The 14,992-nt window shown below is 69.0% G+C and carries 12 protein-coding genes; 2 read left to right on the forward strand and 10 right to left on the reverse strand.

Annotation, left to right across the window (positions count from 1 at the left end; all coding sequences use genetic code 11):
• Nucleotides 1-17: 17 nt before the first annotated feature.
• Both NR101_RS04855 and NR101_RS04860 read right to left on the reverse strand, forming a co-directional pair.
• Complete coding sequence (locus NR101_RS04855) at nucleotides 18-1,253, reverse strand: TonB family protein (RefSeq protein ID WP_256776068.1); 1,236 nt, start codon at nucleotides 1,251-1,253, stop codon at nucleotides 18-20.
• Nucleotides 1,246-1,611 (reverse strand): BlaI/MecI/CopY family transcriptional regulator, encoded by a 366-nt coding sequence (locus NR101_RS04860; RefSeq protein ID WP_256776067.1) that lies wholly within the window; start codon nucleotides 1,609-1,611, stop codon nucleotides 1,246-1,248. The genes NR101_RS04855 and NR101_RS04860 overlap by 8 nt, the downstream gene beginning before the upstream one ends.
• Nucleotides 1,612-1,729: 118 nt before the next feature.
• Between NR101_RS04860 and NR101_RS04865 the strand changes: the two genes are divergently transcribed.
• A complete protein-coding gene (locus NR101_RS04865; protein ID WP_256776066.1) occupies nucleotides 1,730-2,287 on the forward strand; it encodes a flavin reductase family protein in 558 nt (185 codons plus the stop codon).
• 31 nt (nucleotides 2,288-2,318) lie between these two features.
• Complete coding sequence (locus tag NR101_RS04870) at nucleotides 2,319-4,277, forward strand: acetyl-CoA hydrolase/transferase C-terminal domain-containing protein (RefSeq protein ID WP_256776065.1); 1,959 nt, start codon at nucleotides 2,319-2,321, stop codon at nucleotides 4,275-4,277.
• Nucleotides 4,278-4,449: 172 nt separating this feature from the next.
• On the opposite strand, the gene tkt is transcribed toward NR101_RS04870, so the two are convergent.
• The 8 genes from tkt to NR101_RS04910 all read right to left on the reverse strand — a co-directional run bounded on the left by tkt (nucleotide 4,450) and on the right by NR101_RS04910 (nucleotide 14,980).
• Complete coding sequence (gene tkt, locus NR101_RS04875; protein ID WP_256776064.1) at nucleotides 4,450-6,450, reverse strand: transketolase; 2,001 nt, start codon at nucleotides 6,448-6,450, stop codon at nucleotides 4,450-4,452.
• A gap of 201 nt (nucleotides 6,451-6,651) precedes the next feature.
• Nucleotides 6,652-7,989, reverse strand: a complete 1,338-nt coding sequence (locus NR101_RS04880) for a dicarboxylate/amino acid:cation symporter (RefSeq protein ID WP_256776063.1) — start codon at nucleotides 7,987-7,989, stop codon at nucleotides 6,652-6,654.
• A gap of 66 nt (nucleotides 7,990-8,055) precedes the next feature.
• Nucleotides 8,056-9,762 carry a BatD family protein gene (locus tag NR101_RS04885; RefSeq protein WP_256776062.1) on the reverse strand — a complete coding sequence of 569 codons (1,707 nt, stop codon included), beginning with the start codon at nucleotides 9,760-9,762 and terminating at the stop codon, nucleotides 8,056-8,058.
• Nucleotides 9,759-11,531: a VWA domain-containing protein gene (locus NR101_RS04890; protein WP_256776061.1), complete on the reverse strand. Its 1,773-nt coding sequence runs from the start codon at nucleotides 11,529-11,531 to the stop codon at nucleotides 9,759-9,761. The genes NR101_RS04885 and NR101_RS04890 overlap by 4 nt, the downstream gene beginning before the upstream one ends.
• Complete coding sequence (locus tag NR101_RS04895) at nucleotides 11,528-12,475, reverse strand: VWA domain-containing protein (protein ID WP_256776078.1); 948 nt, start codon at nucleotides 12,473-12,475, stop codon at nucleotides 11,528-11,530. The genes NR101_RS04890 and NR101_RS04895 overlap by 4 nt, the downstream gene beginning before the upstream one ends.
• An 80-nt stretch (nucleotides 12,476-12,555) precedes the next feature.
• Complete coding sequence (locus NR101_RS04900) at nucleotides 12,556-13,017, reverse strand: DUF4381 family protein (RefSeq protein WP_256776060.1); 462 nt, start codon at nucleotides 13,015-13,017, stop codon at nucleotides 12,556-12,558.
• Nucleotides 13,014-13,940: a DUF58 domain-containing protein gene (locus NR101_RS04905; protein ID WP_256776059.1), complete on the reverse strand. Its 927-nt coding sequence runs from the start codon at nucleotides 13,938-13,940 to the stop codon at nucleotides 13,014-13,016. Before NR101_RS04905 ends, NR101_RS04900 begins: the two co-directional genes overlap by 4 nt.
• Before the next feature lie 5 nt (nucleotides 13,941-13,945).
• Entirely contained in the window at nucleotides 13,946-14,980 is a 1,035-nt protein-coding gene (locus NR101_RS04910) for a MoxR family ATPase (protein WP_256776058.1), read from the reverse strand.
• Between the last annotated feature and the right edge of the window lie 12 nt (nucleotides 14,981-14,992).

The raw sequence follows: 14,992 nt of genomic DNA on the forward strand, positions 1-14,992 counted from the left end.
CGCAGTGAGCGCCTGCCTCACTGCGCTGGGCCCGCCTCGTTCAGTTCGAACGTCATCGGGATCTTCAACGCCGTTGCCACCGCCTTGCCGTCCTTGAGCGCGGGCTCGAAGGTCCATTGCCTGGCCGCGGCGATCGATGCCTCGTCGAACACGCCGGCCGGCGTGGAACTGAGCACGCGCACCTCGCCGGTCCTGCCGGTGGCATCGACCTCGACACGCAGCATCACCTTCCCCGAAATGTTCTGTTCGAACGCGCTCTGCGGATACGTCGGTGGCGTCATGTTGCGGGCCTTGGCCTGCACATCGACACCGGCAACCTTGCCATCGTGCGCTGCGGCGTCAGCCGGCTCGGCACCGGCCGAGGGGGAAGTCGTCCCGCCCTGGCTGGCCCACGCCACCGCCGCCAGACCCAGGCTCATGCCCGCCACCAATACCTGGCCGCTCAACCACGGCAACGGCTTCCGCTTGTGTTCCTTCAACATGGCAATACGCTCCTTCAACATCGGTTGGCTGCGCCAGTGGCAGGCCATCGGCGCAACCGGGTGGACCAACTGCGCCTTCAGCAGCGCGTTGGCGTAGATCCGGCGCTGGGCCGGTTGTGGATCGAGGGTGCGTGCATCGCAGGCCAGTTCCTGGTCGCGCAGGAAGCGGCGCGCTGCCCACGGCAGCAGTGGATGGAACCAGAACATGCAGCGCAGCAGCACCAGCACGGCATTGGCCCATGGATCGCCGTGGCGGCGATGGCTGCGCTCGTGCTTCAGGATCAGCGCCTGTTCGGCCGTGCTGAAGTCCTGTTCGAACGTCGGGCCGACCACGACGCGCGGTGCCCAGAGCCCCACCAGCGCCGGCAGGCCCGGATCGGCGCTGGCCTGCCAACTGCCGTCCGCGCGCGGCTGCAGCGTGCCCAGCGCGCGCTCGAAGCGGCGTTGCGCGCGCCAACTGGCCATCCCCATGCCCAGCGCGCCCACGGCCCACGCCACCAGCAGCAGCCACGGCCAGGTGGGCGTTGCCGGGGCGACAATGGGAGCAGTCCACGCAGCGGCGGCGACAAGCACCGGCAGCGCATCGGCCAGCGGCGCCACCGGCAACGGCAGGTGCAGCGTCAACAGCAGTACCGGCACGCACCACCAACTGCGATAGACCAGCGCCGCACCGCCCAGCTGCAGCAGCAGCGGCCGCACCCCCGCCAACAGCAGCACCGCGATCGCCAGCCATACGCTGGCCTGCAGCAGCGCGTTGAGCAGCTCAGTCATGGTCCAGTCCCTCGATGAGCGCCTTCAGGTCGGCAATGTCCTGCGGGCTCAGTTGCCCACGCTGGCTGAAGTGCGCCACCAGCGGCGCCACGCGGCCGTCGAACAGCTTGTCGAGCAGACCGCTGCTTTGTTCGGCCACCCACGCCTGGCGCTGCAGCACCGGCGAATAGAGGTAGCGGCGCCCATCGCGGCTGGCGCTGATCGCGCCCTTGGTGAGCAGCCGGTTGAGCAGGGTCTTGATGGTGGGCTCGGCCCAGCCGCGGCCGGCCAGCGCGGCCACCACCTCATCGGCACCCAACGGGTGCTCGCCCCACAGCACATCCATCACCACGGCTTCTGCTTCGCTGATCTGGCTCATCATTTACATCCGTAATCGACGAGCCGATTACGCACGTAATCGAAAAGACTGTCAACCCCTTCGACAACCGGTTCATCCCTCCGCTGCCAGCATCGGGAAACGCCCCACGGAGGCTTCGATGCGACGCTACCGAAAATTCGACTACCCGGTGGAGGACGTGCGTCGCTTCCTCGAACCCGGCCCGATCGTGCTGGTCACCTCGGCCTGGAAGGGGCAACGCAACGTCATGACCCTGGGCTGGCACATGGTCCTGGCGTTCACGCCCTCGCGGCTGGCGACGATGATCGCCAGCGGTAACCGCAGTTTCGAGCTGATCCGCCGCAGTGGCGAATGCGTCATCAACCTGCCCACCGCCGAGATGCTCGATACGGTGGTCGGGATCGGCAACTGCAGTGGCGCCAGGATCGACAAGTTCGACCACTTCGGCCTGGACACCGTCGCGGCCAGCAACGTGGCGGCGCCGTTGCTGGCCCAGTGCCACGCCAGCTTCGAGTGCCGCCTGGTCGATCGCAGCCAGATCAAGCGGCACGGCCTGTTCATCTGGGAAGTCGTCAAGGCCCACGTCGCGCGCGTGCCGAAACTGCCGCGCACCGTGCACTACCGGGGCGAGGGCCAGTTCATGGTCTCCGGCGCGGAAGTCTCGCGTCGCCGTCTGTTCAAGCCCGAAATGCTGTAATGGCCCGCATATACCTGCAGGATGCCGCTGGATGACCGATCACCTCACCGACCTCGACGCTGCGATCGACTGGCTGCTGCAGCGCGTGGAGGGCCCGTTGCGCATCGGCGCGCCGCTGGCGCTGGGCAAACCGCACCGCCTGCTCAACGCCCTGTATGCCCGGGTGGAGAACGATCCCTCGCGGCCGCTGCAGATCTACACCGCGCTGTCGCTGAACCCGCCCAAGGCCAGCGGCAGTGGGCTGGAAGCGCGCTTCATGGCGCCCTTCGCCGAACGCCATTTCGGCGCGGATTTCCCGCGACTGGCCTATGCCGATGCAATGGTCCGCGACCGCCTGCCCGCGCATGTGCAGGTCGAGGAGTTCTACATGCAGTCCGGCGCGCTGCTCAATTCCTCGCAGGCCCAACGCAGCTACACCAGCCTCAACTACACCCATGCCGCCGACGCGGTGGCCCAGCGCGCGCCGCACGCGATCGTGCAGAAGGTGGCGGTGCGCCCGGATGACCGGCGGCTGTCGCTGTCGTGCAACAACGACATCACCCAGGACACACTGGATGCGATGGTCGCGCGCGGGCTGCCGCGTCCGCTGATGATCGCCGAGATCGATCCGCAGCTGCCCTACCTGGCCGGCACCGCGACGGTGGATGTGTCCTTCTTCGACCTGGTGATCACCCCGCCGCCGCCCTACCCCGACCTGTTCGGGCTGCCGCGCCAGCCGGTCAGCGACGGCGACTACGCCATCGGCCTGTACGCCAGCGCGCTGGTGCGCGACGGTGGCACGCTGCAGATCGGCATCGGTACCCTGGCCGATGCGATCAGCCACGCGCTGGTGCTGCGGCACACCGACAACGCCCGCTACCGGCAGGTGCTGCACGCACTGGACCCGACGTTGTCCAGCCACCCCACCGTGCTCGAATGCGGTGGCCTGGAGCCGTTTGAGATCGGCCTGTACGGCTGCAGTGAAATGCTCAACGAGGGCTTCCGCCGGCTGGTGCAGACCGGGGTGATCCGGCGCAAGGTGCACGACGACCTGGCGCTGATGCAGCGCATCGAAAACGGCAGCACCCTGACCATCGACCACGCCACCCTCGCCGCCGAAGGCGAGTACCTGCATGGCGCGTTCTACCTGGGCTCGCCGGAGTTCTACCAGTGGTTGCGCGAGTTGCCCGACGACGAACGCCGCGCGATCGGCATGCGGCGGATAAGCGAGATCAACCAGCTCTACGGCGGCGATGAAACCCTGGAGCGGCTGCAGCGCCGGCATGCGCGCTTCTTCAACTCCTGCATGATCGCCACCGCCTTGGGCGCGGCCGCGTCGGACGCACTGGAAGACGGGCGGGTGGTATCCGGCGTGGGCGGCCAGTACAACTTCGTGGCGATGGCCCATGCCCTGCCCGAGGCACGCAGTGCGTTGATGTTCCGTGCGGTGCGCGAGGACAAGGGCACGGTGCAATCCAATGTGCGCTGGAACTACGGCCACACCACCATCCCGCGCCACCTGCGCGACATCTACATCAACGAATACGGCATCGCCGACCTGCGCAACCTCACCGACGAGGACTGCGTGATCGGCATGACCGCGATCACCGATGCCGCCTTCCAGGCCGGGTTGCTGCAGACGGCCAAGGCCGCGAAGAAACTGGATCCGGCCTTCACTGCACCGGAGCACTGGCAACGGCGCAACACTGCCGCAGCGGTCAGTGCCGCACTGTCACCGTTCCGCCAATCGGGCCTGTTGCCCGACTATCCGCTGGGCAGCGATTTCACCGAGGTAGAGCAGCATCTGGTCAAGGCGCTGGGCTGGCTGAAGCAGAACACGCAGACGCGTGGCACCAAGCTGCGCACGGTGCTGGCGGCGGTAACCCAGCCGGCCGGCGATGGCGATGCGGTGTACCTGCAGCGGATGGGACTGGATGCGCCGAAGAGTTTCGGCGAACGGATCGAAGCCAGGTTGGTGCGGTTGGCGTTGGCGCGGACGGCCGTCACCTGAGCGCGGGGCGCAGCGCGTAGAGCAGCTGAGCGTGGCTCGGCTCTACCCGGAGGCGATGCATCGAACGGTGGCGGTAGAGCCGAGCCATGCTCGGCTGCTCCACCCGCAAACGCAGAAGGCCGGGGAAATCCCCGGCCTTCTGCTTCAAACCACTTCAACGGCACTCAGTGCATCAAAGCGCCTTCGCCGCCGCCACCACGTGCTCGGTGGTGATGTTGAAGTGCTTGTACAGCGCTTCGGCCGGGGCCGAGGCACCGAAGGTGTCGATACCGACCACCGCACCGTCCAGGCCCACGTATTGGCGCCAGAAACCGGTGACGCCGGCTTCCACGGCCACGCGCTTGCGCACGGCGTTGGGCAGCACCGACTCACGGTACGCCGCGTCCTGGCGCTCGAACACGTCGGTCGACGGCATGGACACCACGCGGGTCTTGATCCCGGCCGCATCCAGCTCGGCCTTGGCGGCCACGGCCAGGCCCACTTCCGAACCGGTGCCGATCAGGATCACGTCCGGGACGCCGCCTTCGGCATCGGCCAGCACGTAACCACCGCGCGCGATCTGGGCGACCTGCTCGGTGCTGCGCGGCTGGTGCGGCAGGTTCTGGCGACTGAATACCAGGCAGCTCGGGCCGTCGGTGCGGGTGATCGCGGCCTTCCAGCTGACCGCCGACTCGACCGCATCGCACGGACGCCACACATCGTTGTTGGGGATGTAGCGCAGCGAGGCCAGGTGCTCCACCGGCTGGTGGGTCGGGCCGTCTTCGCCCAGGCCGATCGAATCGTGGGTGTAGACGTGGATCGCGTGCGCAGGAATCAGCGCGCTCATGCGCACGCCGTTGCGGGCGTAATCGCTGAACACCAGGAAGGTGGCGTCGAAGGGAATGAACCCGCCGTGCAGCGCCAGGCCATTGGCGATGGCGGTCATGCCGAACTCGCGCACGCCGTAGTACACATAGTTGGCGTTGGGGTCATCGGTGGCCACCGACTTGCTGGCCTTCCACAAGGTCAGGTTGGAGTGGGCCAGATCGGCCGAGCCGCCGATCAGTTCCGGCAACAGCGGGGCGAACGCTTCGATCGCCAGCTGCGAGGCCTTGCGCGAGGCAATGGTCTGGCCGTCGGCCTGGACCTGGGCGATGTAGGCGTCGGCCTTGGCGATGAAGTCGGCCGGCAGCTCACCGTGCGAACGACGGGTCAGTTCTTCAGCCTCGGCCGGGAACTGCTTGGCGTACTTGTCGAACTGCTGTTCCCACTCGGCCTGGCGCAGGGTGCCGGTACCGCCGGCACGCCAGCCGGCGTAGATCTCTTCGGGAATCTCGAACGGGCCGTACGGCCAGTCCAGCGCCTTGCGGGTTTCGGCCAGTTCGTCCTTGCCCAGCGGGGCGCCGTGGCTGGATTCCTTGCCGGCCTTGTTCGGCGAGCCAAAACCAATCGTGGTGCGGCAGCAGATCAGGGTCGGCTTGTCGAACTGCGACAGGGCACCGTCGATGGCAGCCTTGATGCTGTCCGGATCGTGGCCATCGACGCCGCGCACCACGTTCCAGCCATAGGCTTCGAAACGCTCGGGGGTGTTGTCGGTGAACCAGCCGGCGGTGTTGCCGTCGATGGAGATGTGGTTGTCGTCCCAGAAGCAGACCAGCTTGCCCAGGCCCCAGGTGCCGGCCAGCGACGCCACTTCATGCGAGATGCCTTCCATCAGGCAGCCATCGCCCAGGAACACCCACGTGCGGTGATCGACGATCTCGTGCTCGGGGCGGTTGTAGCGCTGTGCCAGCAGCTTTTCCGCCAGCGCGAAGCCGACCGCGTTGGCCAGGCCCTGGCCGAGCGGACCGGTGGTGGTTTCCACCCCGGGGGTCTCATGGTGTTCCGGATGGCCGGCGGTCTTGCTGCCGAGCTGACGGAACTGCTTGAGCTGTTCGATCGGCAGGTCGTAGCCGCTCAGGTGCAGCAGCGCGTACTGCAGCATCGAGCCATGGCCGTTGGACAACACGAAGCGATCGCGGTTGAACCACTGCGGATTCTTCGGGTTGTGACGGAGATAGTCGTTCCAGAGGACCTCGGCGATATCGGCCATGCCCATCGGCATGCCGGGATGCCCGGACTTGGCGGTTTCGACCGCATCAGCGGCAAGGAAGCGGATGGCGTTGGCCAACTGGCGGCGGGTAGGCTGCGTCATGGTTCTGTCGGAGTCGGGAGGCTCCCGCGGAGCTGCGGGCGGCCCATTGTCCCACAGACCACCGATGGGGTCAGGCCGCGACCGACGGGCGGACAGCCTTGTGAAGAGCATCACTGTCCGTAAACAAAGACGCCCCGCAGGTGCGGGGCGTCAGCACAACCGCCGGCGGCAGTTGAGGTAACCAGGGCCCTCAGGCGCGGGTCAAGGGCGCTCGACGGCGTCCACCGGCACGACCGGTGCGACCGGGCCATCGTCCACTTCGCCTTTGGCCACCAGCGTGGTCAAGGCCAGATCGCCGGTGACGTTGAGTGCAGTACGGCACATGTCCAGGAAGTGGTTCACGCCCAGGATCAGACCGATGCCGAGGGGGTTCACCCCGACCATGGCGCAGATCATCGCCACCACCGGCAGCGAGCCGGAGGGCACACCGGCGGTGCCGATGCCACCGAGGATGCAGACCGCCATCACCATCACCTGCTGGCCGATGCTCAGGTCCACGCCGAAGAACTGCGCCAGGAAGATCACCGTGACACCCTCGAACAGCGCGGTGCCGTTCTGGTTGGCGGTGGCACCAACGGTCAGCACGAAGCGCGAGACTTTCTGCGGCAGGCCCATCTGGTCAGCCACGCGCAGCGCGGTCGGCAGGGTCGCGTTGCTGGAGGCGGTGGAGAAGGCCATCACCGTCGCTTCCTGGGTATCGCGGAAGAACGACAGCGGCGAACGCCCGGACAGCCACACCGCGGTACCGTAGGTCACCACCATGTGCAGGCCCAGTGCCAGCACCACCACGCCCACGTACGCCCCCAGGCGGATGATCAGGTCAAAGCCGAACAGCGCGGCCAGGTTGAACATGAAGCAGGCCACCGCATACGGGGCCAGGCGGATGACCAGGTTGATCAGGGTCATCGAGACTTCGAATACGCCTTCGATGGCGCGGCGCAGCGGGGCGACCTTCTCTTCGGGGCTCAGCACCATGCCGATGCCGAACATCAGCGCGAAGAACATCAGCGACAGGATGGCGCCGTTGTCCGATGCGGCCTGCAGCACGTTGCTGGGCACGATCGACAGCAGCATGTCCATGCCCTTGGGGGTCTCATGGATGCCGGCGACGATTTCCTTGCTGCGCTCTGCGTTCTCCGAGAGCATCTGCGCGGCCACGTGCGGGTCCATGCCGGCACCGGGCTTGAGCACGTTGACCAGCACCAGGCCGATGCCCACCGCGATGCCCGACAGCAGCACCGTGTAGGCCAGGGTCTTCCAGCCGATGCGGCCGAGCGCGCGGATGTCGCCCATCTCCGACACGCCCATGATCAGGGCCGAGAAGATCAGCGGCACGATCAGCATGAAGATCAGGTTGAGGAACAGGCCCGACAGCGGCGTGGTCACCCAGGCCATCACGCCCTTGGCGAAATCGGTCAGGCCAGGCACGCCCGGGCCGGCGGCGTGCACGATCAGGCCGAGGGTAAGGCCCAGCGCGAAGCCGATGCCCATTTTCCAGTGCAAAGGCATTTTCTGCCGGGTCTTTGCGGCCTCAGTCATCTAACGGCTTTCCTGTAAAGAATTGAATCAGCTTAGCAAAGCCGGTCCCGCAGGCCCGGCAGCGCATCAAGGTCCCGAAGGATATAGAGGCGCCAGCCCATTGTTTTCCGCCACCGCCGTGGCCCGCCAGTGCGGTCCGTCATGGAACGCCCGGCGCAGTGCCTGCCGCGCGGCGGCCACATCGCCCCCCTGACCGGCCCACCGCACCCGCTGCATGGCCAGCAACGCCTCGCGCTGGGCCGGGTCGGCCAGCCGCCCCAGCAGCGCGTCCAGGCCCTGCACCCCGCCCATCGCCGCCAGCAGGGCGATGATCTCGTCCAGCCCCTGGCTTTCCAGTGCGCGGCGCAGTTCGGCGCGCGACACGGTGGCCAGCGGAACGCCGGCCACCGCGACCGGTGCAGCGCGCGGTTCTGCCCGGCGCCGCCCGGCCCGCCGCCAGCCCCACCACAGGGTCAGCAGCCACAGGAGCGCGAAGGTGATGGCCACTGCGATCCAGCCCCACGGGCGGGCCGCAGACGGTGCATCGGCCAGCGGCAGTGCGTTGGAGGCCGGCGCTTCGCCCGGCAGGGCCGAGGTGGTATCCAGCGGGACCGGCGGCGCCGCGCCCCCCGGTCCACCGGCGGCCACCGCCAGGGTCAGGTCCGGCAGGGTCGCCACGCGCGCCGCGCCCGCTTTCACATCCCACCACGGCATGCGCGGGCCAGGCACGCGCAGACTGCCCGCGTTGCGCGGCACGATCGAGTAGCGGCGGGTCATCTTCAACTGCGGGGTGCTGCCGGTGAAGGTCTCATCGAACTGCGCCGGCTCGGCGAATACCTGCGCATCGGTGCCCACGTCCAGGGCCGGCAGCTCGGGGAACTGGGCGCGGGTGGCGCCCTGCGCGGTCGCCTCCACTACTACCGTGGCCGCCTCGCCCGCACGCCCGCTGCCGGGTGCAGCGGTGTAGCGCAGGCGGAGGTCATGCAGCGGCAGCCACGGCTGCGGCGCGTTGGCCGGCTGTGGCCGCACCTGCAGGGTGCGTGCCGGCGCGCTGGCGCGCAGTCGCCCGTCGCCGCCGAACATGTCGTCGAAGAAACCGCCTGCAGTGCGGCCGTTGAACTGCGCGGCCGGCAACTGCAGTGGGCCACTGCGTTCGGGGATCAACAGGAAGCGCCGCTCGACCATGTTGTAGCGACGGCCATTGACCTCGCGCACCTGGCTGCGGTCTTCACCCACGCGCTGCAGCGACGCACCGTCGGGCGTATCCAGCAGGAGCTCGCCGGAGACAAGCTGCGAGGCGTAATACAGCCGCACCACCACGCCCACGCTCTGCTGTACGTACGGGGTGGCATCATCCACCTCGGTCTCCATGAAGACCGCGGCATTGCCGGGCATCGCCGCCGGCGTGCCGGCGCCGCCGGGGGCGCTCGCCGCCACCTGCAGCAGCAACGGTGCCGTGCGGTTGGCGCCCACCTGCAACGCGGGAATCTGCAGGGTGCCGCTGCGCCGCGGCGACAGCACTACCGCGTAGAGATTGCGCGAGCGGGTGCCACCATTGCTCCACTGCATCTGGCGGCTGCTGGTCTGCGCGCTCAGGTCGAAGTCCGCGCGCAACGGCGCATAGTCCGGCGCACCGCCGCCATCACTCTCGATGTTGAGCGTGACCGCCTCGGTGTCGAGGATCTGCTGACGATCCAGCCAGGCGCGGGTCTGCGCCTGCGCCAGGCTGGCCAGTCCCAGCAGCAGCCAGCAGCCGGCCTGCATCCATCGCCGCGTGGTGGAACCCATGCTCATCGTCCTTCCCGTTTCCTGCGTTCGTTTTCCAACTGGAATTTGGCTCGTAGCAGGCTGCCCGGATCGTCGGGCACCCGCCGCATCCACGCCTCCACGGCCTGGCGCTGCTCGCGCTGCTGCGGGGTTTCGGCGGCTTGGCGTCGCGCCGGGGTGTCCTTGCCGTCCTTGCCCTGGCGTTGCAATGCCTGCTGCATCTGCTGGCGTTGCGCCGCGTCAGCCTTGGCCTGCGTGGCCGGATCCGGATTACCCGCATCCTGCTTGGCATCGCCGTCCTGCGGCTTGCCCGGATTCTGGCCCGGCGGCGGCGGCGCCTGCCCGGGATCCTGGTTACCCTGCGGCTTCGGTGGCGACCCCTGATCCTGCCCGGGTTGCCCCTGCCCTTGCCCTTGCCCTTGCCCTTGCCCTTGCCCTTGCGACGGTGGCGTTTTCGGCGGCTGCTTGCCCTGGTCACCCTTCGGTGGCGTCGGCGGTGGTTTGCGTTTACGCGCCGCATCCACCGCAGCGCGGTTGGCGACGGCATCGGGCATGCCGGGGGTCTGCTTCAGCGCGTTGTCGTAGGCTGCGATGGCAGCATCGTACTGGCCTTGCCGTGCCAGGGCATTGCCGAGGTTGTACCACCCGGCATCGCTGTGGATGCCCTCGAACTGCTGCTGTGCGGCTTTGAAGTCACCGCGGCGATACGCATCCACGCCCGCGCCCAACTTCTGTTGATCGATCTGGTCGGCGCGTTGCCACAGGGTGCCGTCGGCCGCGTAAGCCGGCGTGGGCAGGGTCAGCGGCAGCGCTGCGCACAGTACCAGCGCCATCGCCAGGCCGCGGCGCCGGAACGCCCATAGCGACAGCAGCATCAGCGGCGGCAACAGCCAGAACCCTTCATCGCGCCAGGCCAGCCCGTCGCCCTTCTGGCGGTCATCCATGCTCACCTTCGGGGTCAGCACGCCGAGGGCCTTCAGGTCGCTGTCGTCGTTGGCGATACGCGCATAACGTCCGCCGCCGCTGCTGGCGACCGTGCGCAGCGGCGCCTCTTCCAGGCGCGCCTGCGCGATCTGTCCATCGCCACTACGGAAGGCCGCACCGGCCGCCGTACCCAGGCCCAACACCGACACGGTGAAGCCCTGCCGATGCGCCGCGGCAGCTGCGCGGGTGGCGGCATCGTCGGCACGGTCGGTGAGCAGCAGGATGTCGCCGCTGCGCGCACCCGACTGCTGCAGCAACAGCACCGCCGCGTCCAACGCGCGCTCGGCACGCTGGCCATCGCGTGGCATCACATCCGGGCCCAGCGCATCCAGGTACAGCGCCACGTTGGCCGCATCGGCGGTCAGCGGCGCCACGGTGTAGGCATCATCGGCATAAGCGAGCAACGCGACCTCCCCGCCCTGGCGCTCGCGCAGCAACGCGGCCAGCTTTGCACGGGCCTGCAGCAACCGTGACGGCGGCAGGTCGGTGGCGGTGATCCGCGAGGACAGGTCCAGCGCCACCACCAGCGGCGTCGGCGACTGCCACAGCGGCTGCGCCACCTGTCTCCAGCTGGGGCCGGCCAGGGCCAGCACCGCCAGCGTCCAGCCGACCAACAACAGCACCAGCCCGCCCCAGGCGCGCTGCCCACCGGCCACCAGCAAGTGGCGCAACAGATGCGGATCGACCGCGGTGTGCCACGCGCTGCCGCGGCGGCGACGCCAGTACCAGACCAGGGCGATCAGCGGCAGGGCCAGCAGCGCCCACAGGGCCTGCGGGCGGACCAGATGCAGTGCATTCCAATCGATGTTCATGCCCAGCGCCTCGGCACTATCCAGGCCAACCCGGCCAGCAACAACGCCAGCGCCAGTGGCCAGGCGTAACGCTCGATCCGCGGCCGCACCGCAGGGCCCGCCGAGGCCACCGGCTCCAGCCGCTGCAGTTCGGCATAGATGCCGGCCAGTTCATCGGTGTTGCGGGCGCGGAAGGCGCGCCCGCCGGTAAGCGTGGCGATTTTCTGCAGCGTCGCCTCGTCCACCGGGTCGTCGCCGGCTGCCACCTGCATGCCGAACAGCCGGTAGCTGCCGTCCCCGCCGAACGCCACCGTGTATACCCGCACGCCTTCGGTCTTGGCCAGTTCAGCGGCGCGCAGCGGTTCGAGTACGCCGGCATTGCTGACGCCGTCAGTCAGCAGGATCAGTACGCGCTGGCCCTGCGGTTGCTCGCGCAGGCGTTTGACCGCCAGCGCGATCGCATCGCCGATCGCGGTCTCGCGTCCGGCCAGGCCGACCACGCTGTCGCCGAGCTGCTGACGCACACTGGCCAGATCGCTGGTCAGCGGGGTGAGGGTGTAGGCGCGCTCACCGAAAATCAGCAGCCCGACGCGATCGCCAACACGCCGGTCCAGGAAGTCGGCCAGCACCGCCTTGGCGGCAGTCAACCGCTCCACTACCTGTTGGCCGAGCATCATGTCGGTTTCCTGCATGCTGCCCGACACGTCCACGGCGAGCATCATCTGCCGCCCCTGTTGCGGCGGAGTCACCGCCTCGCCCAGTTGCTGCGGGCGTGCCGCTGCCACGCACAGACACACCCACGCCAACCACAGCAGCAGCCGGCCAACGCCCAGCGCGCGGCCACCGACAGCGCTACCGAGCGCTTGCAGCTGTGCGGCCGCGTACGGCACGCGCAACGCGGCGGCGCTGGCGTTGCGCTGCGGCCACCAGTGCATCAGCACCGGTACCGGCAGCGCAGCCAGCATCCACGGCCAGGCGAAGGTGTCCAGCCACGACAGCCAGTCCGGCAGCCACTGAGCCACCTGCGGCGACACGTTCATCGCGATCATCGCCGCCGCCCCGACACCAGCCCGAGGAAACGCGCACGCGCCAGCACGCGCAGGCGCTGTACCGCTTCGGCATCGACCTGCGGGCGATAACCACCGTCCAGCAGCAGCCGCCCATCGCCATCGGAAAAGGCACGGCTGCCGGGCTCGTCGAGGAATTCCAGCCATGCCGGGCCCTGCAGCAGTTCCGCGCCGGGCTGACGCACGCGCGCCGCACGGCGGAGCAGCGCGGCGATGGCCGCCACTTCCTCGACCGGCGTTGCCGCCTGTGCGGTGGCCTCATCGAACAACCGGATCCAGCCCTGTCGCCGCCGCCGACGACGCGCCTGCCACGCCCACAGCAGCGCGGCGACAAGCAGCACGGCGCCCAGCACCAGCCACCAGCCGGGCGCCGGCGGCCACCACGCAGGCGATGGCGGCAGCTGCACATCGCGCAACGGCAGCGAGGTCGGCGCGCTCATGCCACCACCGCCGAGGGCATCGGGGTCAGCCAGCAGTCGCTGGCGTCATCAGAGGCCACCACGTGCACCTGGATGCGACGCGACGACAGGTGCTTCTGCAGGTCCTGCAGCGGCGCCACGAAGCGCTCGCGCCAGTGCTCGCGGACGCTGGCGCGGTCAAGGTCGAGCAGCACGCGGCGGCCCTGCGACAGGAACGCCAGCGAGGCTGCTGGCGGGGCCAGCTCCAGCGGATCGACCAGTAGCATCACCACCACTTCGTGGTGCATGGCCAGGGCGGTCCAACGCGACACACTGATGGCCGCAGCCTGCCCAGGATCGGCAAGCACGACCACGCGCGCGCCGGGACGCAGCAGACGCGCCGCCTGTTCGAGTGCCCGGTCCAGCCCGGCGTCGTCGGCCGGTGGCTGCGCGTACCAGCGGGTGAGCGCATCGAGCACGCGCAACACACCGCGGGTGCCCCCGGCCGGCGGGAGCGGGGCTTCCACGCTGCTGCCACGCAACGCGCCGAGACGGTCGCCCTGACGCTGTGCCAACCACGCGGCAATCGCGCCGACGCGGGCGGCCTGTACCGATTTGAAGCGAACGCGGGTGCCGAAATACAGCACCGGATCCGTGTCGGCCACCAGCAGGGTCAAGCGCTCGCGTTCGGCCTGGAACAATTTGGTGTGTGCACGGCCGGTACGCGCGGTGACGCGCCAGTCGATGTGGCGGGCATCGTCGCCGGCCACGTACTCCCGCGACTCGGCATATTCCATGCCGCGCCCACGCATGGGCGCTGGCGCGTGGCCGGCATGGCCGAGCCGGCCACGCCGGGCCGGGGCCAACCGGTGGGCATTGCGCCGCAGCGCGACCAGTTCGGCCAGGCTGGGGCGCAGGCCGTCGCCGTCGGGGGCGCCTGCGGTGCTGTCCACGTCCGAAGCCATCGAGGTCAGGGCGCCGGCACGCGTGCCAGCAGCTCGGCCACCAGGCGATCGCCGTCCCAGCCTTCGGCGGTAGCTTCATAGCTGGGCAGCACGCGGTGGCGAAGGACGTCAGGGGCGACGCTGCGCACATCGTCGGGGGTGACGAAGTCGCGGCCGGCAAGCCAGGCGCGGGCACGCGCGCAGCGCTCCAGGGCGATCGAGCCGCGCGGGCTGGCCCCCCAGGCGATGCGTCTGGCCAGCGCGGGGTCGTAGCGGGCAGCGTCGCGCGAGGCCAGCACGATCTCGATGAGATAGCGTTCCAGCGCCGGCGCCATGTGCAGCGACAACACGGCCTTGCGCGCGGCGAACACATCTTCCAGTGGCATCCGCGGCGGCGCCGGTGGCGGCGGACCCAGTGCATCGCGCGCACGTTCCCGCGCCAGACGCAGGATCTCCGCCTCGGCATCGGAATCCGGGTAGCCGATGCGCACATGCATCAGGAAGCGGTCCAGCTGCGCTTCGGGCAGCGGGAAGGTGCCCTCCTGCTCGATCGGGTTCTGCGTGGCCATCACCAGGAACAACGCCGGCAGCGCGTAGGTGTGGCGGCCGACGGTGACCTGGCGCTCGCCCATTGCTTCCAGCAGCGCCGATTGCACCTTGGCCGGGGCACGGTTGATTTCGTCGGCCAGCAGGATGGGGTGGAAGATCGGGCCGGGGACGAACTCGAAGCGGCCTTCCTGCGGCCGCCAGATCTCGGTGCCGGTCAGATCGGCCGGCAACAGGTCCGGGGTGAACTGCACGCGCGAGAAATCCGCCTCCAGGCGCGCGGCCAGCGCGCGGATCGCGGTGGTTTTGGCCAGCCCTGGCGCGCCCTCGACCAGCAGATGGCCATCGGCCAGCAAGGCGGTCAGCAGGCGTTCGACCAGCGCGGCCTGGCCGACGATCTCGCCGGCCAACGCGTCGCGCAGCGCGCGGAAACCATCGTGCAGGCGATCATGGGCCTGCTCGGCGGCGGCGGGAGTATCGATCTCGGTGTCGGGCATGGGGGGAGGCAGGTTCATGGGATCCATGTG

Origin of the sequence: Stenotrophomonas sp. Ste86 (assembly GCF_024519465.1) — a bacterium.
Taxonomy (GTDB): domain Bacteria; phylum Pseudomonadota; class Gammaproteobacteria; order Xanthomonadales; family Xanthomonadaceae; genus Stenotrophomonas.

Excerpts from the sequence above, each read along its gene's own strand:
- NR101_RS04870 (WP_256776065.1), top strand. The coding sequence starts at position 2,319 with ATGACCGATCACCTCACCGACCTCGACGCTGCGATCGACTGGCTGCTG.
- NR101_RS04895 (WP_256776078.1), bottom strand. The coding sequence starts at position 12,475 with ATGCTGGCTGCGCTGCCGGTACCGGTGCTGATGCACTGGTGGCCGCAG.
- tkt (WP_256776064.1), bottom strand. The coding sequence starts at position 6,450 with ATGACGCAGCCTACCCGCCGCCAGTTGGCCAACGCCATCCGCTTCCTT.
- NR101_RS04885 (WP_256776062.1), bottom strand. The coding sequence starts at position 9,762 with ATGAGCATGGGTTCCACCACGCGGCGATGGATGCAGGCCGGCTGCTGG.
- NR101_RS04905 (WP_256776059.1), bottom strand. The coding sequence starts at position 13,940 with ATGGCTTCGGACGTGGACAGCACCGCAGGCGCCCCCGACGGCGACGGC.
- NR101_RS04900 (WP_256776060.1), bottom strand. The coding sequence starts at position 13,017 with ATGAGCGCGCCGACCTCGCTGCCGTTGCGCGATGTGCAGCTGCCGCCA.
- NR101_RS04880 (WP_256776063.1), bottom strand. The coding sequence starts at position 7,989 with ATGACTGAGGCCGCAAAGACCCGGCAGAAAATGCCTTTGCACTGGAAA.
- NR101_RS04890 (WP_256776061.1), bottom strand. The coding sequence starts at position 11,531 with ATGAACATCGATTGGAATGCACTGCATCTGGTCCGCCCGCAGGCCCTG.
- NR101_RS04855 (WP_256776068.1), bottom strand. The coding sequence starts at position 1,253 with ATGACTGAGCTGCTCAACGCGCTGCTGCAGGCCAGCGTATGGCTGGCG.
- NR101_RS04865 (WP_256776066.1), top strand. The coding sequence starts at position 1,730 with ATGCGACGCTACCGAAAATTCGACTACCCGGTGGAGGACGTGCGTCGC.
- NR101_RS04910 (WP_256776058.1), bottom strand. The coding sequence starts at position 14,980 with ATGAACCTGCCTCCCCCCATGCCCGACACCGAGATCGATACTCCCGCC.
- NR101_RS04860 (WP_256776067.1), bottom strand. The coding sequence starts at position 1,611 with ATGAGCCAGATCAGCGAAGCAGAAGCCGTGGTGATGGATGTGCTGTGG.